Annotated in this window: 18 protein-coding genes; 12 read left to right on the top strand and 6 right to left on the bottom strand. The window is 30.2% G+C overall.

Annotated elements, in window-relative coordinates; translation table 4 throughout:
* Positions 1-509: 509 nt before the first annotated feature.
* The 5 genes from V3255_RS02570 to V3255_RS02550 all read left to right on the top strand — a co-directional run bounded on the left by V3255_RS02570 (position 510) and on the right by V3255_RS02550 (position 7,570).
* Entirely contained in the window at positions 510-638 is a 129-nt protein-coding gene (locus tag V3255_RS02570) for a hypothetical protein (RefSeq protein ID WP_265347896.1), read from the top strand.
* Between the two features lie 480 nt (positions 639-1,118).
* Entirely contained in the window at positions 1,119-4,118 is a 3,000-nt protein-coding gene (locus V3255_RS02565; RefSeq protein WP_341516228.1) for a hypothetical protein, read from the top strand.
* A 658-nt stretch (positions 4,119-4,776) separates the two neighbouring features.
* Positions 4,777-5,388, top strand: coding sequence for a diadenylate cyclase (locus V3255_RS02560; protein ID WP_044283912.1), 612 nt, complete (start codon positions 4,777-4,779; stop codon positions 5,386-5,388).
* 6 nt (positions 5,389-5,394) lie between these two features.
* Positions 5,395-6,858 carry a magnesium transporter gene (gene mgtE, locus V3255_RS02555; protein ID WP_341516227.1) on the top strand — a complete coding sequence of 488 codons (1,464 nt, stop codon included), beginning with the start codon at positions 5,395-5,397 and terminating at the stop codon, positions 6,856-6,858.
* Positions 6,859-6,886: 28 nt separating this feature from the next.
* Complete coding sequence (locus tag V3255_RS02550; RefSeq protein WP_258824923.1) at positions 6,887-7,570, top strand: PQ-loop domain-containing transporter; 684 nt, start codon at positions 6,887-6,889, stop codon at positions 7,568-7,570.
* Between the two features lie 57 nt (positions 7,571-7,627).
* Here V3255_RS02550 and V3255_RS02545 read toward each other — a convergent pair whose 3' ends face one another.
* Positions 7,628-8,431 carry an HAD family hydrolase gene (locus V3255_RS02545; RefSeq protein WP_337892681.1) on the bottom strand — a complete coding sequence of 268 codons (804 nt, stop codon included), beginning with the start codon at positions 8,429-8,431 and terminating at the stop codon, positions 7,628-7,630.
* Positions 8,432-8,576: 145 nt separating this feature from the next.
* Between V3255_RS02545 and V3255_RS02540 the strand changes: the two genes are divergently transcribed.
* Genes V3255_RS02540 through V3255_RS02510 form a run of 7 tightly spaced genes read left to right on the top strand, consistent with a single transcriptional unit; the run spans position 8,577 to position 17,200 of the window.
* Complete coding sequence (locus V3255_RS02540) at positions 8,577-10,118, top strand: MSC_0624 family F1-like ATPase-associated membrane protein (RefSeq protein WP_333503573.1); 1,542 nt, start codon at positions 8,577-8,579, stop codon at positions 10,116-10,118.
* Between the two features lie 44 nt (positions 10,119-10,162).
* Positions 10,163-10,708 carry a DUF2714 domain-containing protein gene (locus V3255_RS02535; protein WP_282861013.1) on the top strand — a complete coding sequence of 182 codons (546 nt, stop codon included), beginning with the start codon at positions 10,163-10,165 and terminating at the stop codon, positions 10,706-10,708.
* A gap of 25 nt (positions 10,709-10,733) precedes the next feature.
* Positions 10,734-11,600: an MSC_0622 family F1-like ATPase gamma subunit gene (locus V3255_RS02530; protein WP_337898897.1), complete on the top strand. Its 867-nt coding sequence runs from the start codon at positions 10,734-10,736 to the stop codon at positions 11,598-11,600.
* Entirely contained in the window at positions 11,601-12,071 is a 471-nt protein-coding gene (locus tag V3255_RS02525) for an MSC_0621 family F1-like ATPase epsilon subunit (protein WP_341516226.1), read from the top strand.
* Positions 12,064-14,298: an MSC_0620 family F1-like ATPase-associated subunit gene (locus V3255_RS02520; RefSeq protein ID WP_333503572.1), complete on the top strand. Its 2,235-nt coding sequence runs from the start codon at positions 12,064-12,066 to the stop codon at positions 14,296-14,298. Before V3255_RS02525 ends, V3255_RS02520 begins: the two co-directional genes overlap by 8 nt.
* Entirely contained in the window at positions 14,298-15,824 is a 1,527-nt protein-coding gene (locus V3255_RS02515; RefSeq protein WP_333503571.1) for an MSC_0619 family F1-like ATPase alpha subunit, read from the top strand. Before V3255_RS02520 ends, V3255_RS02515 begins: the two co-directional genes overlap by 1 nt.
* Before the next feature lie 2 nt (positions 15,825-15,826).
* Positions 15,827-17,200, top strand: a complete 1,374-nt coding sequence (locus V3255_RS02510; protein WP_333503570.1) for an MSC_0618 family F1-like ATPase beta subunit — start codon at positions 15,827-15,829, stop codon at positions 17,198-17,200.
* Between the two features lie 882 nt (positions 17,201-18,082).
* Here V3255_RS02510 and V3255_RS02505 read toward each other — a convergent pair.
* The 5 genes from V3255_RS02505 to V3255_RS02485 form a co-directional block, all read right to left on the bottom strand.
* Entirely contained in the window at positions 18,083-19,129 is a 1,047-nt protein-coding gene (locus tag V3255_RS02505) for a zinc-dependent alcohol dehydrogenase family protein (protein ID WP_333503569.1), read from the bottom strand.
* Between the two features lie 748 nt (positions 19,130-19,877).
* Entirely contained in the window at positions 19,878-20,228 is a 351-nt protein-coding gene (locus tag V3255_RS02500; RefSeq protein WP_333503568.1) for a hypothetical protein, read from the bottom strand.
* Entirely contained in the window at positions 20,218-21,531 is a 1,314-nt protein-coding gene (locus V3255_RS02495) for a hypothetical protein (protein ID WP_333503567.1), read from the bottom strand. The genes V3255_RS02500 and V3255_RS02495 overlap by 11 nt, the downstream gene beginning before the upstream one ends.
* 72 nt (positions 21,532-21,603) lie before the next feature.
* The gene (gene mip, locus V3255_RS02490) at positions 21,604-24,099 is read right to left on the bottom strand and encodes an Ig-specific serine endopeptidase MIP (RefSeq protein WP_333503566.1); all 2,496 of its coding nucleotides are present in this window, start codon (positions 24,097-24,099) and stop codon (positions 21,604-21,606) included.
* Positions 24,083-26,194, bottom strand: a complete 2,112-nt coding sequence (locus V3255_RS02485; RefSeq protein WP_341516225.1) for a putative immunoglobulin-blocking virulence protein — start codon at positions 26,192-26,194, stop codon at positions 24,083-24,085. Before V3255_RS02485 ends, mip begins: the two co-directional genes overlap by 17 nt.
* Between the last annotated feature and the right edge of the window lie 97 nt (positions 26,195-26,291).

Genomic DNA, 26,291 nt, shown 5'->3' with positions numbered 1-26,291 from the left:
TTATAGCTTTTTTGTCTTATAACGGTTTTATTTAATATTCCCGCAAAAAAAAAAAAAATGCTTGCTCTAAAAAAAATTTCTGTTATAATATGACTCACTAAGAATAATTAATAAATTTTGATATTGAGTTAAGGGGGAATTAAGAATGTTTTTGCCATAAAAAAATCAGAAAATGCGAATTATCCATTATATTTTTAAATATGATGGAATGCCATAAATTTGACCGTTTAGAAATCTACAAATTTATGGCTTTTAGTTATTGTTCTTTCAAAACTTCATATATTTTTTTAGGCTCAATGCAAATAAAAACGAGTTTTCTATTTACATTGAGTTTAAATAGTAGTTGTATTTTTATTATTTATGTCAGTGTTTTAAACTAAAAAAGCAGTTTAAATATTTCATAATTTTGCTTTTTAAGCTAAAATTTTAGCTTTTTTAGTTTGTTTTATTTGATTAAAGAGTAGATTTTTCTTTTTATGAGTCTTAGATTTAAAATTTAGTGTTTTGCTTTGATAGTTATTTTTCCTGATTTTCCTAGTTTGATGGCAAAAATTAAGACAAAGCGTTGAATTTATACTTCAAATCAGCAAATCATGTTTAAAAATCGCGATGGTGTTCCTAGTAACCCGAATATTTAAAATAGGTTATTAACTTTGACAAAAAAGTTAAAAAAGTCCGAAAATCACACACACTTTTTTTAAGATTTTCTCATCGAACTGCGAAACTCGTGATAAACTAGTAAATTAACATATCTAAAAAAACTAAAAATAAATTTTGTGCTATGAATTTATAGCTTTTTTGTCTTATAAGCCTTTTAATTTTTATTTTTGCAATTTTTTTTGTTAAATGAAAAAAAATGCAAAAAATAATATATAAAAAATTAAAATATGCTTTAAAATTATAGTATAATTTTCAAAAAGGCAAAAAATCAAAACTAAAATGTAAAAACAGAAAAATTTGTGAAAATAACATTAAAATTTATTCGTTTTATGTTAAAATTGAAATAGATTTTGCGTTTGTTCAAAAGCAAAATTTATTTTTTATTAGTATAATTACAAATTTTATTCTATAATTTACATTACTTTAAATATAAAGATCAAAAAGAAGTCGCTAGAAAAATGAACAAAACCAAAACGTTAAGATTTTATCTCACAGAGATTTGTGACGAGTTTCACAATGAAAAAGACTGTTATTATAGGCTAAAATTCGCAAAGGAAACCGTTGGTCTTTTTAACTCTCTAGTTGATGTTTTTCTAAAAATTGAAAGTCTTAAAACACCAGTTCGGCTTTGAGTTTTGCGTAATAAGAAATTTGGATCTGTAATTTCCTTTCCTTTAGCGATTAATTTTAGGTCACTTAGTCAAGAAAAAAAAGAACAATTTATAGCTAAAATTTTGGCTGATGACCCGAATTTCAATCTAAATGAATCAACTCAGCCAAATCAAAAAACTAGTCAACCTAAAAATTTAACTTTGCACCAATCACAAGATTTTGATTTACAAAGTTTAAAATCTAAATTAAACAAAGAAAAACCAAAAACCGAAATTTTAATTACTGAAAATGAGAAAACTATCGAAGAAATTCTCTATGCATTAAAACAAAATAACACCGATCACCCAATTGAGTGTCCAGTTTGTGATGATGAAAATCATCTTGAAGAGCTTAATAGTGAATGTCCTTGTCATTTAGTTGAGCTTGAAATTATTGAATCAGCAGATGATTTAGACCAAGAAGATGACAAAAATTCTTCTTTAGTTAATTTAGAAAACTCAGAACTTTCAGCACAAAAGACTCATGAATCTAATCTAGATTTACAAGATTCTAAAACTTTAGAAGAATTTGACCAAGATCAAGACCAAGAAGATTACCTTAATTCATCAGATGAAAATGAGCAAAATTTAGCTAAAATTTCACCAAATTTAGTTTTTAATCAAGATATTTCTGATCAATTTGACAATGAATTACTTGAAAAAGTTGACTCAGTAAGTCAAGCATTAGTTGAAAAAGTCAGTGACCATGAATTTGAAGATGAACTTTTGGAAAAAGATAATCACTCTGATCATGATCAGTCCGAAAATCAAATTTATTCGTTAAAAACAGCTAATAATTTTGCTCAAGAAGAAAATCACCAAATTCATTCAGAATATTGCGATTTTTCTCCTGAAAATTCAGACTCATCTCATTCTTGTCAGACTTGTGGACATAATAAAAGTTGCTCTTGGTGTCAAAGATATCGTACTTATTTGATTGAAGCCAAAAATTGTCCAGCTTGCCTTGATAGATTTAAGCAAAAAAATTTTGACTATCTTGGAAAAATTTCCGAACTAAGACTTCCTGCCCAAAAAAGTCTTAGCTATTCCAAAAAAGAGCCGAAAATTTGCAAAACTTGTGTTCATAATGCCCTTTGTTCTTGGTGTCAAAGATATCGCACTTATTTAAATGAGGATCAAAATTGCCCTAAATGTAAAGCGCTTTTTGAAGCTAAAAATATTAGTATTAGCCAAAAAATTCGTGAACTTTCACATCCGAGCTATCCCTCTTATTTATTAAAAAACCCTTATTTTAGTAATTGCGTTGCTTGCAACCATAATGCAACTTGCCCTTGGTGTCAAAAATATCGTACCTATTTACTTGAGGCCAAAAATTGTCCAGCTTGCCTTGATAAATTTAAGCAACAAAATTTTGACATTGACGCTAAACTAAATTTACTTCGTGATAATTCATATTTTAGTCATTTAGCTTCATTAAAATTAACTGTAAATTGCAAAGCTTGCAACCATAATGCAACTTGCCCTTGGTGTCAAAAATATCGTACCTATTTACTTGAGGCCAAAAATTGTCCAGCCTGTCTTGCTAAATTTAAGGAGCAAAATTTTGACCTTGATGCTAAGATAAATTTACTCCGAAGCAATTCATATTATAATAATTTAGCAAATAATATCAAATGTAAAGCTTGTTTTCATAATGCATCTTGTCAGTGATGTCAAAAATATGCAACTTATTTACTTGAGGCTAAAAATTGTCCAGCCTGCCTTGCTAAATTTAGAGCACAAAACCTTGACCTTGAGAAAAAATTAAAAGAACTTCGAACAAATGATCTCCAAAAATTAACCTCATTAATTTGACAGCAAACTTATAATTCACCTTGTCCGGCTTGCAATCATAATTTCTTCTGTCCAAAGTGCCGTAAATTAGCTGCTTATTATCGTGAAGCCCGAAAATGTCAAGCATGCCAGCTAATTCTTAAAAGCAAAAATATCGACATTGAACAAAAAATTGCTGAACTTTCATTTTATCCTTATTATGAATCACGAGCACTTTTAAGATATAATTTATTTGAGTCAGATTCACTTTTTAATCAAAATTGTTCCTCTTGTCTACATGTTTATTCTTGCCGTTTTTGTCAAAAGTATCGTGCTTTTTTACTTGAGGCCAAAAATTGTCCAGCATGTAAATACCTTTTTGCCAAAAAAGGAATTTCAATTGACTATTTATTAAAAGTAATTAATTTCTGAAATCACCCTGATAGTTTCAATCACGTTGACCCACTTTCAGTTTTAAAACATGGACGCCCAATTGTTCATGAAAAAATTGTTGAAATAGTTGATATTCCTAAAATTGAAATAGTGGAAATTCCTCAACCTCAAATAGTTGAGATTCCGCAAATAGTTGAGCTAGTTCTTGATTATTCTTGAGTCAAAATTCACCCTTATTATCCACAAATTGGGACTTTTGAACTAAATAAATTTCCAGCAATTATCCCATTATTCCAGGGAATTGTCTATCAAGCTTTCCTAGATCTTAACCGTAGTGATCACAGTTCAATCGTTGATGATGAATTATTTAACACAAAACGTGGCTTTGGTGGTTATAATGTCCAATCATCTGGCGGACTTTCAGTTGGCCTTGGTGATTTAAGTGTTGATGAGGCTACCCGAGTAATTGCCGCTTCAACTTCAAGCGTGGATGAAGATGAAGAAATTATTATCGTTGCAACCGAAAAATCAACAATTTGAGGTCTTCCTTCTTATGTTTTATGATTTATCGTTTTTGCCTTGATTGCTGTAATTCTTGTTGTTGTGATTATGTTTATTTTATACGGCGCTGGTATTATTTAAAATTTTTATTTTATTTAACATTTTATATAAACTCCTTTTTCTTAAAAATTTTTAGGAAAAAGGAGTTTATATTTTTTAAAAAGTAAAGTCTGAAAAAAATAATTAAAAATAATTGTTTCTCCTGAGTTTGACAGTTTGATGGCAAAAATTCACTTTTTAGTGAATATAAATGCGGAAAAACCGCTAAATCCGTGTTTTTTGAACTAAAGTCCTAATCTTTATTATTTTAAATTTAACCCTTTGTAAAAAAAAAAAAAAAAATGTTTGGTCTAAAATAAAATTATGTTATAATAAACTTCACTAAGAATAAATTAATAAATTTTGATATTGAATTAAGGGGTAATCAAGGATGTTTTTGTCATAAAAAAATCAGGCAGTGCGAATTTTCCGTTATATTTTTAGATATGATGGAATGCCTTAAATTTAACCGTTTAGAAATCTATAAATTTAGGGCTTTTAGTTATTGTTCTTTCAAAACTTCATATATTTTTTTAGGCTCAATTTAAATAAAAATGAGTTTTCTATTTGCGTTGAGTTTAAATAGTAGTTGTATTTTTTTAAAAAGTAAAAAAACTGTAAAAAAATAATTAAAAATAATTGTTTGTCGAAAATAAAAAAATAATATATAATATTTTAAATAAAGTAAAAAGGGGCTATTATGGATTTAGATATTGTTGTTTTGATAATTTCAGCGTTAACCCTAGTTTTAGGTCTTTTTTTTGCAGTTTTTTTTATTTACAATCATATAAAAACACTGCATAAAAACAAGGTTAATCGTAGTTTTGTTGATTTAGGCATATCTACGCAAAGAAAAATAGTTTATGAACTTTATTTTGCAGTTAAATATTTATCCAAAAATAAAGTCGGTGCAATTATCACTTTGCAACGTAATATTCTTCTTGATAGTCTCCGTACTGACGGGGTAAAAATTGATTCCTTAATAAATTCCTCGCTTTTAATCGCTATTTTTCAAAAAAGTTCGCCATTGCATGATGGGGCAGTTATTATTGTTGATGACCGAATTTTGTATGCCTCTACATATTTTTCGGTTTCTGAATCAACACTTGAAGACCGATATGGCGCCCGCCACCGGGCTGCTTTAGGTATTTCTGAGGTTTCTGATTCAATAACAGTTGTTGTTTCAGAACAAAGTGGTGAGGTTGTGATTGTTCGTGATGCAAATTTTTTTAAGGTTACAAATCTTGAAACTTTTACTGAAGTTTTAACAAAAGAACTAAATTCAAGTCAAACAAATACTGCTAAAAAATAACTTTTAATGCAAAATTTTGAACCAAAAAGTTCTTTGTTAATTGATTTAGTAAACAATAAAAAAATTAATCAAGTCCGTGAATACACAAACCAAAAACCACTTTCAGAAGTAGCTGAAGAAGTATCTAAATTTAGTCAGTTTCAGCGTCTTTTATTTTTTAGAATGCTAGACACCGTTACAGCCGGCGAAATTTTTACCTTTTTTTCACCTGAAATTCAATCAGAATTAGTCATCAGTTTGCCAAATGAGATGATGAATCAACTTCTTGATGAACTTTATGCTGATGAAATTGTTGAGCTTTTAGATGAAGTTCCTGATAATGTTGCTAAACGAATTTTGCGTAATATTGATCCAGATACAAGAAAAAGGGTTAACCAACTTTTACAATATAATTCAAATCAAATCGGCTCTTTTATGTCCGTTGATATTGTTTATCTTTCAAATGAATTAACTTGTGCCCAAGCGATTGAAAAAATCCGTAAATATAAAGATATTTCTGAACTTGTGCATTATTATTATGTTGTTGATTCGCAAAAAAAAATGATTGGCGCTGCGACACTTGAAGATATAGTTTTTTCTGATCCTAATTTAAATATTGAAAAAATAGTTTTTCAAGTTCCTTTTTTAGTAACAACTGACAAAAAAGAGCATGCCGCTGAAGTTTTCGCTAAAAATGATTTTTCCGTTTTACCAGTTGTAAATACCGCCCAAAGATTAATTGGGATGGTTACAAGTGATGATATTATTGACATTGTTAAAGAAGAAGCAACAAGTGATATTTATAAATTAGCCGGAATTTTACCGCAAGAAGTTGAGGATTCTTATCTTAAAACCACAATAATCCAGATTGTTAAATCCCGTGTTTTTTGACTAATAATTTTAATGTTTGGTTCAACCTTGTCGCAATTTATTATTCAAAAATTCACTGATGCAATTAGCGAAAATGATTCAATTAAATCAATTGGCCTTTCATCTTTTATTACCACAATTGTTTCAATGATCCCGGTAATTTCTGGATCGGCCGGAAATGCTGGTTCCCAATCAGCAACAACAATTGTCCGCTCGATTTCATTAAAGGAAATTAATCGTTCTAACTTTTTTTCTAAGGTTCTTTTAAAAGAAATTGGCGTTGGAGCTATTGTTGGCACAGTTTTGATGGTTCTTAACTTTATACGGTTAGTAATTTATTTTACTCTCTCAGGTGAGATTAAAAACTCGCAAATTCCCGAAAATTCAATTTCAAATTTAACGATTCGCGATTATGTTTTAATTATTTCTTTTGCCTCATCATTTTCACTTTTAACTGTAATTATTTTTTCTAAAATTCTTGGCGCAATAATTCCAATGATTGCAAAAGCAACAAAAAGAGATCCTGCTGTTATGTCAGCGCCAATTTTAGCAACTGTAACAGATTCAATCTCTACTTTAATATTTTTTGGTGTAACAATTATTATTTTTTTATTATTGTAGTATAATGTTCATTTTTTAGGCAGGAGATATGACATATATAACAATAATTGGTTGAATTGCAGCTTCTTTAACTTCGATAATCGGTTTACCTTTAGTAATAAATACTTTTTTAGCAAAAAAACCACCAAAAGTTTCATTATTAAGCTGATGAATTTACTATTTGGGAATTTTTGGATTTGCACTTTTAGGCTTTGCAATTCGTGATTTACAAGTTTTTATTCCGCAAGTATTTAGCGGACTTTCTACTTTTATCTTTTTAGCTCAAATTTATATTTTTAAAGCAAAAACAACAAGAAGACAACTAATAAATTTTAGTTTTTTGTCTTTTGCATTAACAGTTTTTCTACTGATTGTACTACTTGGAATTTTCTTTTGGGCCAACATTTCTTTAGGAAATCTTGTTTTTTATGCTAAATATCTCGGAATTTTTGCCGGATTTTGCGTAAATATTGCCTTTTTACCACAAACTTTGTTAGGTATTAAAAACAAAACAACTAAATTTATCCCACTTACTTTTTTGCTAAATTTATTTCTCTTAAACTTTGCTTGACTGATCTACTTTTTCTTGCAATTTGTTATTGAAAAAAATGACGTTTACCTTCCGTCATTCATTTTTCAAATTATTGGTTTCTTGATTTCGACAATCCAACTTGTTGCTTATTTTTATCAAATCAAACAACAGAAAAAACCATTTAAAATTAATTGAATTTAAACTTTTTAATTATTTTAATATTAGAAAAACTAAACAAAATTTGACTAAAACACTTTTTTAGTCAAATTTTGTTCGATATAAAAAGTCTTTAATTGCATAAACTAGCCCTTGTTGATCGCAAGCGCTTGTGTTGAGTTTTGCTGTTTTTTTAACAATTTCATAGCCATTTGCCATTGCATAAGAAAAATTAGTTTTTTCAAGCATTGAAATATCATTAGGACTATCACCAATTGTCATTGTTTTTTGGACATCAATTCCAAAACTTTTTGCGACAAATTCAACAGCACTTCCTTTATTTGTTCCCTTTTTACCAATTTCAATACTTATGTTATTAATTAAAACCCCTTCAAGATCGCCATCTTCTTCTAATAATTTATAAGCCTTTTCTAAAGCTTGGCTTGGGCCAATTAGTTCTAATTTTATTACATCTTTTTGTGGGCTATCAGTAAAAAATACCTCATTTTCAGGATCTAAAAGCGGGTAGTTAAAATAGGAATAATTTTGCTCTTTAAAATTAAAGCTAAAATATTTTTGACTTGTTCAAAAATTTAGTTGCATATCTAAATCTCTGGCAATTTTAAAAACAAACTCTTGTGATTTTTGTGAAATTGGCCCGTGAATTAAAGTATGTTTGTCTTCTTTTAAATCACTAAATAAAGCACCATTAGATGTCAAAACATAACGAATTTCTAAGAGTTTTGCTGTTTGTAAAATTCTTGAGCCCAAAGGATTACCTGTATTTAAAATTAAGGTAAAGTTATCCTTATTATTTTTTAGAAAATCAATTGTTTCCTTATCAACGGAAAAATCACCGCAATAAAGAGTTCCGTCAATATCACTAAATATTAATTTTTTAACCATTTCTAAAATTATAAAATAAAACACTAAAAACAAAAATTATTTTAAATTAGATATTTTTTTAGGCAATTTTTTTTACATTTTTGTCAACAAAAAAAAAAAAAAAAGGTTATAATGTTAGCATTTCAACACGAAAAAGGAGGTCAAAATGAATGCGGTTAGTGCTGAGGCTTATAGCTTAAATGCAAAGCTAGCTAAAAAAGACAAGAAGAATTTAGCGCGTATTTTTCTTCGTGTCCTTTTTATTCTATTTTTGCTCGGTTTAAGCACAGCAATTTTCTTTGACGCCCGTCGATCATTCCTGAACATAGTAGATATTGACCAAAACGCCCCGATTTCAAGGGTTTCAAGTATTTCGCTAATTTTTAATCCTATTGATGATGAAATTCGGGAATTTATTGCTCCAAGAGTTGCAAGATCGGTTTTTTTGTTATTTTTTAGTATTATCTTTTTATTTAAAGGTTTAAAATTTTTAGGCCTTAAAAATAAAACGCATAAATACATAATTTTATCAGTATATTTGTTCCTTTCACTAGTCAATTTAGTTGTTTATTTTGCTTGACTAACGACAGAATGGAGTCATATTCTTGGCATTTCTGCCCAAATTTTTATTTATATTTTACTTGATTATTCCCTTTGACTTTGGCTAGGGCGAACAGATGACAAAATTAACTATGACTATAAAAAGCTTTTCACTTTTAAGCATATAAGTTTAGCGTCTGCCATTGTTACATCAGGTACTTTATTTGGAATTTTTGCTTCAATGGTGTTTTCTACCCCTGAAAACTCATCAGTTTCGACCGTTACTTATGACAATCCAGTTGCAAATTGAATTTATACTTTTATCACAGAAGTTGCAAAACTAACTAATTCGTTAATTTTAATTGCAATTTTAATGGGAGTTTTAGTATTAGCTTTATTATATTATAGTCCGCAAATTTATTTTTACCGTCAAAGTTTTATTCGACTTAAAAAATATACTCCAGCACTTTCGGTCTTAATTTTTATAGCTATTGGAATTTTTATATATAGTGTTTATATAACTGTTTATTCGATAAGTAATTTTGTTCAGTTTCTTCCTTTTGGAAATAATATCGTGCCCAATTATTTGCCGACAATAATTGGTATTTCGATTCATGTTGTTTTATTAATTCTTTATTTTGTTTTAAATCTTACTCGACTAAAAAATAAAATTAAAGATTATCAATTAAATACTCTTCCATTCATTTTTATTCTGCTATCTTTTATTGTAAGTTTTGTTGTTTCATATTTAAGTTATTCAGTTCATGAGACAATTTGGATAAACTCAACTCAGCTAGTATTTTTCCTTACCATTTATTTTGCTCTTGTTAGAATTAAACCCGAATTTCCACTTTGGATGAAATTAATGGTAAGTTTTTTTATTGTTTTATACACAATTTTTAATTTCATTTATTTATTGAATATTGATATTTATACATCAGTCGTTTCACAAGTTAAGCCAGAAGACTACCAAAAAGATTTAGTGTCAGTTTTTTATATTGACTATAGTTTCTATTTTCTTGGGATTTTAACTCTTTTACTAGCAATTTTTGTTTTGACAAATTTATTTATTGCAATTGGTAAAAATACTTTAATTCTAACAACAAAAAACAAATCATCTCAAGATCAAAATCAAAAAGTTGAAAATGAAAAAATAGAATCATCTTAGATCTAAGACTCCAAATCTAAAAGTTAAAAAATAAGGAACAAATCATGAAAATTTTAGGAAAGAAAAAGCAAGCAAATCCAACCCAAATTGATACAAAAACAGAATTTCGCGACTATTATGATTTAATTAATCATCCCAATTTTATTAGTTTTGATGCACTAATGAATTTAACTTTGCTTGTATCTTCGCAAAAAGCAAAATCCTCAATGAAGGAAAAATACCAAAAAAAAGTTGTTGACTCTTACAAGTCAACCACAGAGTTAGTATTTAAAAATTTTGTTATTTCTTGACAGCGCTCAAGTCGTTTTGGCTCAAAAGGGCTTGTTCCGATAATTGCTCAGGTTGAATCTTCAAATGTTAGAGCAAGTAATTTTTATTCAGACAGTTCTGATTCAAGATTTTCAGCACTTCTTGGGAATCTAAACACACTTGCTTGAGATTTTATTGCTAACAAAAGCCGTTTTGTTGAAGTTGTCGAAGGATGCATTGTTTTTCTAGATCCGCAAACAAAAACACTTAAAGTTATTTTCAGCGAAGTTTCTTTGGCATCAAGTTTAGAAGATCAAAAGGAACCAAATAAAAAAGGATAAATACTTTAATTTGGGAGTCTAAATTATGAACATAAATGAAAAAAAGGAAAAAAGAGACAATTTCATCAAAATTTATGATTTAGTGTCACTAAATCGAAATATTTCTCTAATCCAAATTAATCTTCTTTTAAGAACAATAAGAAATGTTTATGAATTTTTCTTGATTGGCCAGTTTTTACTTGCTCAATTTAGTCCGCAAAGATCTTTTAGCGCAAAACTGTCACTACTGACAAAAAAAGCTTTTGCCTGTCAGAATATTAATCTTTGAATTTATCCTTCATCAAATGAAAAATATACGCAAAACTTTTTTGATCAAATTGAAGCTAAAATTTTAGAAAATTATACTGAAAAAGATTTTATTGTTCCTCTTGGTGTTCGGGCAATTAATTTTGCAAAGAAAAACAATATGAAAATCATAACTAGTTTTGAAAATCTAGACAATTCCTTTGAAAATTCAGTAAAAATTGGTCAAGTTATTGAATATGGACTCAAAACTCGTCAGTTTTCATCAGTAAAAATGGCCGTTTATTCAAATAAAATCCCTAATTTTATTGCAACAATTTTCCCTTTAAACCAATTTGAATTTAAAATGGAAACAACTCAAGAAACAATTGACAAATTCAAAGCTAACCTTGATAAAGTTCGTTTTTTCCCTAATTTTGAAGAATTTTACCAAACCCAAATTCAGACATATTTTGCTACATCAGTGCAAGTTTTACTGCTTGAATCACAATTTATCGTCTATAAAAATAAACTTATTCACGAAAATACCCTTTTAAAAGAAATCGAGGAAAAAATTTTACGTCTTAAGACAACAATTTTAAAAATTGAACGTGAGCTAGAAATTGAGGAACTAAACTTGATTAAGAGCAAGCCGAAAGGAATTTTTTAAATGGAATCACAACTTTGAAATTTCCGAATTTTGACCCCTGAAAATAAAACTATAAATTTTAAAGATTGCAAAATATATATTAACATTGAACAGGAAAAATATTTTGCACCACTTGAACCATTTATTGTTTCAAATCTTGATTTTTCGCTCATAAAAATCGAAATTTCTTCCGGGGTTTTTTATTTTTTTGCCCACAAATCATTGCTTTTTTCCTTAGAAAACAGCGCTTCTATTCGACTTTATGATGATTTGATTTTTTATAAAACTGATAAAAAAGAATATTATATTCAGAAAAAATCAAATCAAAAAAGCAAAAACACACTTTTGCACAAATTGCAAATGCAAGCAAATTTAGAACTAGGCTCAAATTTGGAATTGTATAATAATTATATGCTTGCTAAACAAGAAAATGAACAAAACCGTTTGATGCAACTGTTTTTTTTAGTTCAAACCGAGGTGAATCATGTCTAAAAAATTAAAAAATAAACTAGTTTTTGCGCCTATTTTATCAGTCTTTTCAATTTCATCTTTATTTTTCCTTTCATCAGCTTCAACTTTTAGTCCTGCTGTTGTTGAATTTCAACAAACTACCCCATCTCCTGCAAATCCACCAGCAAACTCTGGCCAAAATCCTGGCGGACAAGGCCAAGCCTCAGCTGGCACAAGTGAAAAAAAGGCTGAGCCAATTACTGAAGAAGATTTAAGGCAAAATAAAGCATACTGAGAAGCCCAAAAAGAATCATTAATTGACCAATTTATTAATAAAGTTGACGAAGATATTAAAATTAAACTCGCTGATATTGCTTCAAAAACTCGTGATAATCTTGAAGAAAAACTACAGCAAAGTTTTTTCTGAATTCAACTTCGTGATTATTTTAAGCGAAACCGTGAAGGTCTAAAAAAGAATCCAAGTGAATTTGGCCTTAATATTATTAGCCCTTTTGCTTTTGCCAATAATCTAAAACTAAAACGTGGTGATGTTAGTTTTGACAAAGAAAACTACCAAGGTCTTGAATGAGGAACTAACAATGACGATAATTATGAAAAAATAAATAATGTTAAAACCTCAAAAGTAACAGAAGTCCCAAACACGCTTAAGGGCAAAGATTTTGAAAACCGAATTAAGACTTATTTTCAAGGGCTTACATCCCAATATAAACAATATCTTTTTAAAGAAGAAGAATTTCCTGTTTATAAAAAGAATTTTAACCTTGATAAATTTTCCGAAAGGTCTGATACTGAAGAAAACCTTTTGTTAGCTAGCAAGCCAATTGGCAAAGAAGGAATAACTTCTTGAAATGACTGAATTAAAAACTACTTTGAAAAACAGTCACTTTTACTTGATTTTACTTTAAATCAACTGCCAAATCCAAGTTCATCTCAATCAGCCCAGGAACAAATTAATTTTGCAATTAAAAAAATTACTAACCAAAATCCACCTGATGTGGCCGAAAAACCTGAATTTGAAGTGCGAATTGCCCCCGATTTGCCGCCAATTATTGCACCTCAATATGCAGCTATGACGCCTCAACAAGTAGTTCAACTCTATAATTCAGCATCACAAGAAGAAAAAAATAACATTTTTTTCTTCTTAAATCCGTTAAATTCACGTTTTAAATATTTTATTGAATCAGTCTCACTTGATCCGGCTGGAAATAAAATTAATGCAAAAGTAAAAATTGTTGACTTTGTTAATCAAGTTCGTGATCCAGCTGACAAGTCAAAAGCTGAAAAAGTCTATGATACTCCCCATTATACTGATTTTCCTGAAGGGGCGACTCCGGCACAAATACAAGCAATAACAACAAATTTATACAATTCAAATTTAGGTGTAACTGCTGTAATTGACCAGTTTTTCTCAACATTGAATATTCAAGACCAGTTTAGTTTTGACCAAATTCGTTATTATTCTCCTGGTTCACAAACAACAATTTATAATTTCTTTTATTTATTAACTAAAGTTTTTTATAACCAAGATTTTCTTGATGCTCAGAAAAAATTGGCCCAAGATTATATAAATTCTTCTAATGCAACTGTGTTTTCCGCTTCACAATTTCAGTTTTTATCTTACTTAAAAAAATCAGAAATTGACAATAATAAAGCTTGATCTCATTATTATTTAATTTATTTTTTAAACCTAATTGTTCTTCAAGATAAATTTTTCCAATATTTGGCAAAACCAAATGCAGTTGACAAAGCAGCTGCAGAGCAAAAAGAAAAACAATTTGACGAAAATCTCAAAAAATTGAATTTAACTCGCGAAGATATTAACCGTTATTTTGCTCAAGCACATGAAAAAGTTGCCCTTTTTCATAATGAGTCTAACAAAATAAGTTCTAATTTAGTTAATCAATTTGTGGCAATGACTAAACTTGGACGCCAAATCAATCTTTTAAACCAAATATTAGGTCATGTTGCTTATTTTGACGAAAAACCTCAGGCAAATCAAGGATCTTCTTCAATAAATAACTCTCAACAAAACTCTGATCCAATTCAGAATTTTTCAGCACTTATTGAACAATTCAACAGCGAACAGCAAAGTCAGTGGTTAGCAAATAATCTTGCTTATTTAATAGTCGGGACACTTTCAATAATTTTAGTCTCAATTGCTGTAATTTCAAGATTGTTAGTTTATAAAAAAAATCAATTAAAAAAAGTTGAAAATAATTCTGAAAATCAAGAACAAGGAGAAAAATAATGTCATTACGTGTCGCTTCAGTTTTAGACTATGTTATTTTAGTTAAAGGACAATACAACTGAAAAGAGCAGCAATTTTTTCAAATTAAAAATAAACCCGAAATTAAAGCAGTAGTAATTCAAGCCTCATATATGCAAGCTTATTTACTTTTTAACAACCAAAAAGGTAAAGTTGAAATTAATGACGAACTAGTTGAATTACCTGATTTTGACCGCGTGGCCACTTCAATGGAATTTTTTGGGAAAATTATCGATCTTTCTGGTAATATAATTGAACCAAAATCAGTCAGACCACAAACTTTTTTAACTTATCGCCACTCAGCTTTTGCAACTGCCGCCGGTGTTTTACAACGTCAATTGCTTGATCGTCAAGTTTATACCGGAATTTTGTCAATCGACCTTTTTAACCCAATTGGATTTGGTCAGCGTGAACTTATTGTCGGTGATCGTCAAACTGGAAAAACACATATTGGAATTAATACAATTATTAACCAGAAAAATTCGCCAACAACAAAATGTATTTATGTCTCAATTGGTCAAAAACGGCAAAATTTAGTCTCTTTATACCATGATCTCTTAAAAAATGGGGCAATGAATAACACAATCGTTCTTCATGCAGCTTCAACAAGTCCGTTTGACCAATATTTAGCTCCTTATTTTGCAATGGCACATGCTGAAAATCTTAGTTATAATTACGATGTTGTTATTGTTTTTGATGATCTTTCTAAACATGCAAGTGTTTGACGTGAGGTTGCACTTTTAACTAATCAGCCAATTGGAAAAGAAGCTTTTCCGGCTGATATTTTCTTTGCCCACTCAAAACTTTTAGAGCGTTCAGGTCGTTTTATTGGGCGAAAATCAATTACAGCCTTGCCAATTCTTCAAACAGTGGATAATGATATTACCGCACTTGTTTCTTCAAATGTAATTTCAATTACTGACGGTCAAATTATTACTTCTTCAGCGCTTTTTGCCGAAGGTAAAATTCCTGCAGTAAATATTGGACTTAGTGTTTCGCGGACAGGTTCATCAGTTCAAGCAAAAAATATTCGTGCAATTTCCAAAGAAATTTCATCATTATACTATAACTACCAAAAGCAAATTAAATTGGCAAAATTAGACTATGACCTTAATAAAGAAACTTCAGATTTACTTTTTAAAGGATCACAAGTTGAGCAGTTTTTAGTTCAAAAAGGTTATTCTTATTATTCACCAACAAGTGTTTTAATGGGAATAAAAATAATTTCTTGAGGTCTTTTAAAAGATGTAGCTGATCCAACTAAAGTCGTGAATTTTGTTCAGGCCTTAATTGAAACTGATCCATTTGCCAAACAAATTTTTGCTAAATACACAAATAATGAATTTATTGACGATCAGCTCGCTGGTTCATATTTTGCAACAGTAGTTAACCAATTTTTGGAAAAAACAACAAATACTCAGCTCGAAGTTCCGCTTGCATTTCCAAAAATGGAGCAGTTATTACTTGATTCAATAATGCAAAAAGCCCAAAATATCGGAGGTAGATAAAAATGATTGGCTTTGTTTCCCAAATTTGAACTAATGTTGCTGAAATTAAATTTCAGACTGATCTTGATAAAATTCAACTTGAACAAGCTCTAACAATGCACCAAAACACAACAGTTTTGGTTATTAAAAAAATTTTAGATGCAAATACAGTTCGGGCAATTGTTATTGCTAAATCTCAGCCAATTGCCGTTGGTCACCAAGTTGTCAATACACTCACTTTTTTACAGGTTCCAGTTGGTCCTACTGCTAAAAATCAAGTCTTTAACATTTTAGCCCAGTCACAAAATAATGCCCAATACAAACCAAAAACAATTCCGATTAATTCAACAGTTAATGTTACCAAAGAGAATTTTAATGTTCGTCACAAATTACTCGAAACCGGAATTAAAGCGCTTGATTTTTTTGTACCTATTTTTGAAGGTTATAAAATCGGAATTTTTGGTGGTGCCGGAGTTGGTAAAACTGTTTTGATGAAGGAAATAATTTTTAACGTCTCAAAACAAAGACAAAAAGTTTCGTCAATTTTTGTCGGTTCAGGTGAGCGTTCCCGTGAAGGTCTTGAGCTATTTTTAGAACTTCAAGAGTCAAATTTAATGTCAAAATCAACAATGTTTGTTGCTCAAATGAACGAAACTCCTGGCGCACGTTCAATGATTGTGCCAATGGGAGTTACAGCCGCTGAATATGCTCGAGACTACGAAAAAGAAGATGTGCTTTTATTTATTGACAACATTTACCGTTTTATTCAAGCTACTAACGAAGTCTCAAGTGCGCTTGAAAAAAATGTCTCAATTGGTGGTTACCATGCAACAATGGACTCTGATGTTTCCTTTATTGAAGATCGCCTTTATAAAAATGAAAATGGTTCAATTACTTCATTCCAAACTGTTTTCTTGCCAATGGATGATCTTTCTGATCCAGCTGCTATTTCGCTCTTTACTCACCTTGATTCTTCATTTGTGCTCTCACGTGATAAAATGTCAAGAAATATTTTCCCAGCTTTCGATCCTTTAGTTTCAACCTCAAACTCAGTTTCGGTAAACGTTATTGGTGAAAGACATTTTAATGCAATTATTGCCGCTAAGTCAATTATGAAAAAATACAAAGACTTAGAAGATGTTATTCTGATTCTTGGATTTGATGAACTTGATGCTGAAAGTAAAATAATTGTCCGTAAAGCGCTTCAACTTGAAAACTTTTTCACCCAGAATTTCTTTATGGCCGCTGCCTTTACTAAAGAACCTGGAGTTTATGTTCCACTTGAAAAAACAATTAACTCAGTAATTCGAATTATTGATGGTGAATTTTTAGATATTTCCCCATCAGAATTCGCCTTCATCGGCTCAGTTGATGATCTTGCTAAAAAGGAAGTCTAAAAACTTCAAATCACAAAGTAAAATTTCACCTTAAGTTTAGGGGAAATTTTTTTTATTCCGAGCTTCCCAGTTTGATGAGATAATCTTAAAAAAGTGTCCTGGTGTTTTGGACGCTTTTTAACTTTTTTGGCAAAAGTTAATTACCTATTTCAAATATTTGGTTCACTACGAATACCATCGCGATTTTTAAACATGATTTGTTGATTTGAAGTGTTAAATTCAACCCTTTGTCTTAATTTTTGCCATCAAACTGGCAAACCCAGGAAAAATAACAATCAAAGCAAAAACACTGAATTTTAAATCTAACCATAATGAAAGAAAAAATACAACTACTATTTAAACTCAATGCAAATAGAAAACTCATTTTTATTTGCAGCGAGCCTAAAAAAATATGTGAAGTTTTGAAAGAGCCATAATTAAAAGCCTTAAATTTATAGATTTCTAAACGGTTAAATTTAAGGCATTGCATCATATTCAAAAATATGACGGAAAAGTCGCATTTTCTGATTTTATCATGCAAAAAACATAGCTAATTCCCCCTTAATTCAATATCAAAATTTATTAATTCATTCTTAGTGACTCTATTATAACAGAAATTTTTTTTAGACCAAGCATTTTTTTTTTTTTTGCAAACGGTTAATTTTAACCCATTACACTATCTTTAAAACACAGTCCAAAATTTGCTTTATCTGATTTTTTAGGAAAAAAAATAATTAAGCCCCCTTAATTCTAATATCTAAAAATTTATTAATTCATTCTTAGCAAGGTTAATTATAACTAAATTTTTTTATTTTTAAAATTTAAAATAAAAAATAAGACTCGCAATTTTAAGGTAGCGAGTCTTACAAAACAATTTACAAATAATAAACGAAAATAATAACTTTATTTTGTCGCGTCAATGAAAATTTTCATTGCTTTATTGTCAGATGCATTTAAGAAGGTATCATAAGCTTTCATCATATCAGAAAGGTTGAAGCGGTGGGTAATTAGTCCATCAACTGGTAGTTTTCCGGTTGAAACAGCGTTAATTAGCATTGGTAGTGTGTTTGTATTTACTAGTCCGGTTGTAACGGTGATGTTTTTAATTCAGAGATTTTGGAGATTAAAGTCGACTTTTTTACCGTGAACACCAACAACAGAAATATTTCCACCTGGTTTAACAATTTTTTGGCAAGTGTCTCATGTCTGAGGAAGTCCAACAGCTTCAATTGCCACGTCAACACCATCAGCACCAACAATATCGTGTAATTTTTCTAACAATGAATCATCAGGAACTAGTGTGTGAGTTGCTCCTAATTCTTTAGCTTTTTCTAAACGGTTTTTGTCAAGATCAATCACGATTAATTTAGATGGTGAATATAACTGGGCAGTTAAAAGCGCCCCCATTCCCACTGGACCAGCACCAATAATTGCTACTGTTTTACCAGGTGAAACTTGACCATATTGAACACCAATTTCGTGTCCAGTCGGAAGCGCGTCTGATAACATAACAGCTACTTCGTCAGAAATTGTATCAGGATATTTATATAAACTATTATCGGCAAAAGGAACTCTTACATATTCGGCTTGGGTTCCGTTGATCATATAACCGAATTTTCAACCACCTTCTGCTTCACGGCAGTGAGAATATAACTGTACACGGCAGTTGTCACACTTACCACATGGAGTTATGCAGCCAATTAAAACTTTGTCACCTACTTTAACATTAGAAACACTTGAACCTATTTCTTCAACAATACCAATACCTTCGTGACCTAAAATTCTACCTGAGGCAACTTCGGGATTTTTACCTTTAAAAATTCCTAAATCTGTACCGCAAATAGTTGTTTTGGTAACTCTAACAATTGCATCTGTTGGTTTTTGTATAACTGGTTTGTCAACATCTTCGAGGGCGATACTGTGATCGCCACGATAAACTAATGCTTTCATTTTTATATAATGACCTCGTATATAATTATTTGCATAAATAATTATATAACTTTTTTTATAATAAATAAGTATTTTTATTGAAAATTTTTTTAGTCAACGTAGCGTAAAATTTCCGCCTTATTTACCCAATGTTTTGACATTAATTTTGTACTTAGTCACAAAAACCAATTTTTCCTGAGTTTCCCAGTTTGATGCGATAATCTTAAAAAAGTATCCGGTTTTTCGGCGTTTTAACTTAAAAAGCAAAATATGAAATATTTAAACTACATTTTTTAGTTAAAACACTGGCAAAAATCATAAAAAATACAACTGCTATTTAAACTCAATGCAAATAGAAAACTCATTTTTATTTAAATTGAGCCTAAAAAAACATATGAAGTTTTGAAAGAACAATAACTAAAAGCCATAAATTTGTAGATTTCTAAACGGTCAAATTTAAAGCATTCCATCATATCTAAAAATATAATGGATAATTCGCACTATCTTATTTTATTATGACAAAAAACACAATTAACCCCCTTAATTCAATATCAAAATTTATTAATCATTCTTAAGTGATGCTAATTATAACATAACTTTATTTTAGACCAAACATTTTTTTTTTTTTTTTGCAAAAGGTTAAATTTAAAATAATAAAAATTAAGATTTTAGCATCAAAAAACACCGATTTACCGGTGTTTTTGCTTATTTATATTCAATAAAAGTGAATATTTCTATCACACTGTCAAACTCGCGTATTAAAAATTTTTTAGTCAACGTAGTGTAAAATTTCTGCCATATTTTCCCAAGATTTTCTCATTAATTTTCTACTTAGTCACAAAAACCAATTTTTTTCTAATAGTTTGCCAAGAATTTTTGCACTAACAAAAAAATAAATAGAATTTATTAATGTTTGTAAAAACAAAGGCACTGCCAAAATACAAAGGGGTATAAAAACAAAAATATATGGCGGAACCGGAAGGTCATAAAGATCCCAAAATAAAATTCCAGCTGCTATTAGTCCGACAACTATTGCTAAAATAAATCAACGAAAAATGATGTATGTAAAGGGAGCTGTTGATTTATAATATAAGGAAATTTTTTTATAATTATTTTTCATTTTCTTCTAATTCCTTAAATTTCTTAGCAATAAAAATTGCAAAAATATGTCTAATATCAATGCTATGATCGTTTTTGTATGAAAATACTAAATTTGGACTTAAGTAATTTAATGATAAATTGCTTATTCCGAGCTTTTCTTTGAAAGCATTAAATTCGTCTTTTGAGCTAAATTCGAGCAGCGGTGAGTCAGATTTATAATGTGGATCAGGTAAAATTATATCGTTAAAAAATTTATAAAAATCATTATCAAATGCAAGACGTAAATTTTTAATTTTAGTGTCATTCTCAAATTCTTTTATTAGTTCCAAAACTGAAATTTTGAAAGGTTTTCCATAGTTTGAGAACAGATTTTCCAAGGTTAACTCGATGTTTTCAGTGAAATTTTCAATAAGTAAATTCAAATCAATTTTTTGAATATTATTCAGTATTTTGTCTTGATCTAAAACACAAATATATTGGCTTTTTTGTAAAATTGCATCAAAATAGCACTGAGAAAGCTTAACTTTTGTAAAAGGTAAATTAAATTTGGAAATTTCCTTTAAATCATTTATAGTATTTTTGAATTCAATTTCATAATTTTGACTTAAATTCTTTATATTTGAAAGTAATACAAATTTGTTAATTTTATTTGCAATTTGGTAAACTGGCGAGGTTATTGTTAAATTTTCAACAGTTGTTTGATATTTTTTTGGTACAAAAATAAAACTAAATCCTTCACTTTTAATTGATATATCATAAGGGTCAGTGATTTGTTTATTATCAAGAATTGTTGTTTTTTTAGCACCTAAATCATAACGTAAATTAGAAGTTGAGCAAAAATCTACATCGTTAATTTGGTCTGATTTTAAAAAAGTCATACTTTCGGCAAAAGGTCCGCAAAAAACAATTAAAGGGTTAATTTTTGCTAATTCATTGGCTTTTTTATAATATTTGTCAAAATTTTCATCTTTTAATTTATGCAAAAGTCCAAAACTCAAGCGACTTATTAAAAATAATTTTAAAAATTTTATAGATTTAGCAATGGAATTATTATCAAAATAATCAACAAATTTTTTTCTAAGGAAAAGACCTAAAACAAAATAAACTCAAACAAAAGGCAAAGGTCAAAATGCTGCAGGACCTACTCATCATATATTTTTGTCTCAAAGTAAGCCAGCCCCAATTGCAAAAATGATAAGAAAAACCACTGAAATTATTGAAAGTGCAAGAATTTGCAGTCCTTTTTCTCCTTTTCTAATAAAATAAGAGTTTGAAAACTTAATATAATTGTTCAAAATGACAGAATGTCTTGCTATTTTCATGAAAGTCCAACTTTATAAAAAAATTAATAATATCATACCTAATTATATTGAAAAAATTTTTAATTTAAAAGCTTAGTTGCCCTCTTCAATTTTTGATACAACCCGTGAATATGTGCGTTTTTGGATATCTTCTGGCAAATTAACGACATCAGACTTTGAGGCAAAAACGTCTTTTCGTGTTGATTCGCTAAAGCCATCTGGAAATAAGTTAGTTTTTAATTTTTTGTTAGATTTATCGCCATAAAGTTGTAACATTGCATCAAAATAGGACTTAAATTGATTTTTTGACCCATAAATTATATCATAAGAAGGTAAATTATATTTTCCATAATAACCTTTATAGTCATAGCCATAAGAACGTAAAGCCAGAACAAAAGCCGCTGAGGCAGTATTATCTGAAGCAAATTGGAGTCCGTAAATTTTTTCATTGCTGTCGCGAATTGAAGTTCCACTAACTCCACCACCAGAGGCAAAATTATCAATTAAAAAGCCTTGCCCTGAAATCAAATAAGGGCTTGAAACATCACCTTTTTCATTAGGAGCGTGCTGAATTTCAAAATACGAACTTGTTAGTGTTGGATTTGTAATAAAATAGTCAGTAATTCCGGGTAAATTTACAAAAGAACGGTATGAGCGAGTTCAAGAAAATTCGCCACCTTTTTCTCAACGTTTGTCTTGTGGGTTATTATTAAAATAAAGATTTTCAGATTTATTAAATCAAGGCGAAACTTGAAATCGTCTGTTGGCAAAATCGGTCGGATTTTCATGACGGTCAAGCGTTCTTTGACTTTCATTTTGTGTTGAAGGTCAACCAAAACCGTAGAAATCAGTTGGCGGAATTTTTTCATAAACCTTAGGGTCAAGAAAGTTTTCTTCACGGCCTTGATAATGATTTTGTTTTTGGGCTGCATCATAATAGTCTTGAGTCATTTTTTTTGCTTGATCTTCATTGTCAAAATTAACTTCAACAACAGCAAAATCAAGAACTTCTTCAATATTTTGGTAGACTTTTTGTGAAGAAAAGTCTTTTGGCGAAGACTTTAGCGCGTTTGTTCCAATTACAATTGTGCGCACATTTAAAGGTTTTTTTGGCGTTTCGTGCACAAGTAGTGAGTCGCGTTCATATTGGCCATCGCGACCGTTATTATATAAAGTTCCGTCTAATTCCTTAACGCGAACTTCTTCGCTGTCATAGTAATTCTCAAATCCTTCGCCGATTGATGTTGGCAATTTTGAATGAATTGGAGTTGTGTTTTTTAGTTTTCTTAGAGTAATTGTTCAAGTATTATATTGTCGAAACTGTTCGCTATAATTTGACTCATCCCGGCCTCAGACTTGAGATTTGTCAGTCGGCACGTCATTTGCAAGTCGTAAACTTCCGGCAACGTGAGCATTTGTTATGAAAAATCACTTTAGAGGATAAGAACCATTTTCTGTTTTTTCAAAGTCAAGAATTGCCGCTGTTCCAAAAGACATATCTGAACGAACTACACGTTTTGTTGCATCAGGATTTTCAATATTGTCATTAGGATCACGTTGTTTACCGTTTCTTATTCCAAAAGAAAACGAATTTTTAGCTATTTTTCGATAAGTATCATTTGGCAGAACTCGCGGCAAACCGTTGCGATTAGATCCACCGGTTCGCTTTTCATTTCCTCAATAAGCTGGAACTGCTGGTGGTTGTACAAAATTATTAATTAAAATACCTTTGATCTCACCATTAGTTCCAATTTCAGGTAAAGAAAAGCCACGTAATTGTGCATTTTGATAGTAAGGTTGATTAGCATTTTTTGCTTTTTGGTTTAAATTTTCAAGGACAGTCGCACTTGGAAGATTAAAACTTTCAGGACGAGGTTTTAAAACACTTGCGGTAGTAGATCCAGCTTGACTAGAAATATTGTTCAAACTTCGATGGTATTCTAGCTCTTTTTTAGGGTCATCATATTTATATTGGTCTTCAACAATACGTTTGTTATCTTTTTCACTTCACCTTGAAAAAGTTTGACCTTGAGGTACTAAAGATGAAATTTTTTCAGGAGAAACTGGATCAGGACGACGATGACCTGGATTTGTGCCTAGATTTTGACCTGGATTTGGATTTGGATCAGGGATTGGGTTTGGAGTTGGATCAGGGCTTGCACTGTTAGTTTGACCTTGACTTGTACTTGGATTTTGAGGTTTTGGAGTGTCTTTTTGATTTTGAACTAGACTAACAAGTTCGGAAAATGTCTTTTGAAATTCCGCATTTTTTTCTTGATTTTGTAAGTCATTATCAGAAAAAGTGCTTAGTTTTGATAGTATTTTTTCTGATTCTTGGTTGAATTTACCTAGTTTATCAGAATTTAAAATTTTTTTTAAATTCTGAATTTCTTCGTTAATTTTTGTAAGTAAATTATTTAGGTTTTCTGAACTATTATTTTGCGTGGAGTTGAATTGATTTTTTAGATCAGTTAAAGATTTTTCAACGTCACTAATACTTTTTAAATTAGAATCAGTATTAGCGCACGAAATAGCAATAATTGGTAAAATGCTTGGTAATAAAAATAAAATTTTAGACCTCAATTTCATCGCTATCTCCTCCTTGTTGACTGTTTTGGTCAGCAATTTTAGTTTGCACTAAAACATTTCCAATTTGACCACCAAGTTGCGATTTTAACTCATCACTTTCGACATAAATATGGGTAATTCGTCTTTGGCCATTAGCATTTGCCGCCCTAATGAAAGACTCAAGTTGACTTTTTGCATCACCGGTCAAATTTTGGCCTTTTAAATAAAGGGGAATTCCGTAAATTTCCTGACCATTTCGCCTAAATTGAATTTCAGGTGCCGGCGGCGGATCATCAAAAGCTAACCGCTGACTAAATTGGGCGCCATCAAAATCAGAAATATTAACAACATATGCATCTGACCCGCCAACAATGTCGGGTTGAAAAATCATTCGCTTGAATTTTAAGGTTCGATTGCCTTTAAAATTTTCTTTTGCAAAAGGTTCAGGTCAATTTTCAACATTTATATTATAAACACGGTTAAGTTCGTCAAACCAAATTCCTTTTAGAGTTTTGATATTAGTATCAGAAAAATCTAAAAAAGTCGGTCAACCACCTTTGCCACCAAAATTACCTTGAAAAACACGTTGGTTAATTTTGGAATTAAAAACAATTTCAAGACCTTCGTTAATTTTAGCCACATCATCGCCCTTGTCAAACCGAAGTGTGTTAAAAATTATTGAAGAAGGAAGTTTTTCGCCTGAATTTTTTGTAACGTTAAACTGATTTTGATAGTCAAAACTAATAAAATCAACGTTTTTGAGTGCATTTGGATTAATTGATCAATGTTGTGAAACCGCATTTGAATCTGAATAGAGTTCTAATTCTTTTAATTTGACATTTTCAAGCCCTCTTAATCCACGAGTTGCAGCTGGGTTATTTAAAAATAAAGTCAATTTAATAACTGAATCAGGAATTGCTTTTAGAATTGGATCAATATTTTGCAATGAATTAAGTGAACCGACATTTTTAAGAACAACAGCTTGAATTTTATTGTCTTGCTTGATTGCCTGGTTCATAATTTTTTGAAATTTATCAAAAGCATTAGAATCATCTGCATTTAGAACAATTGCTTTTATCGGACTTCGATTAGCTCGGTCTTCATTTTGTTCATTTGGAGTGTATTGGTAAATTTGGATTGAATTGTTTGAGACGCCGTGTTCTGAAAAAATGTTAGCAAAATCATTTGAAACATCAGTTTTTGTTCAACCTGTATATTCAAGGCTCGAAATTGAACTTGAAACTCGAGAATAATAACCTGGAGTGTTAATAACACGGGCAAGATTTTCAGCTTTTAGCCGATTTAGTGTTGGATTTTTAGCCTCATCATCATAACCTCAAGCATAAGGATTGGCAGCATCAGGCAATAAACCTTGTTTTACAAGTTCAATTTCATCGGGTCTCAAGGGTTTTGGGTTAGCCGCTTCGTGTCTTAGACGCTCTAATTCGGCTTTATTTTGTTCAAGTCGAATTGCTGGACAATCAATTGCAGGCTCACAAGAATACAAACTAAGTCGGCGTCCTTCTTCTCAACTTCTTCGCGAACCAGGAGCATCATTACCATTATTTCTATTGTATTCTTCGTCATAATAGCGATTTATTTCTTTTACTTGGGCATCGATATTAGCAATACGCGATTCGAGTTTTTTAATTTCAGCGCTAAATCCTGATGCTTTTCGTTGTAAGGCAAGTTGGGTGAGCCGATTTAATTCAGTACCAACTATTAAATTTGGGCCTGAAGTTGCACTTTGAGGCGCAAATTTTGGTTTTAAAGTTGGTGCTTGCTGTGGAGCGGCGATTTCTGGCTTTTTTTGTTCAACTTTTTCAGGGTTTTTTATTATAATTGGTTGTTTTGTATCTTCAATTTTCTGAGTTTGGTTAGGTTTTTGTTCTTCTTTTTCCTTAAAAATTGCATTTGTAACTGGAGAATTGAATTTTAGATCTTTATCGATTTCGTTTTTGGCAATTGTTGATGGACTTGAGTTTGAATATGTGTTTTCAAAAGCCGGAAAATTTAGCGCTGTTAAATATTGATTAAGAACACTAGCGACCGGAATAATAATTATAGGCGTGGCAGCCAAGAGTACAATTTTGCCTCTTTTGGTCAAAAAAATCATTGTCACCCTCCAAGTGTATCTTTTAGTTAATTATAACATTTTTTTATTTTTTAGGATTGCAATTTTGAAAAAATAAGGTACAATTATATTCTAAAAT

The sequence above is a fragment of the Mesomycoplasma ovipneumoniae genome (assembly GCF_038095975.1).
Classification (GTDB): Bacteria; Bacillota_I; Bacilli_A; order Mycoplasmatales; family Metamycoplasmataceae; genus Mesomycoplasma; species Mesomycoplasma ovipneumoniae_C.
This window is presented reverse-complemented; position numbering and strand designations above follow the sequence as displayed.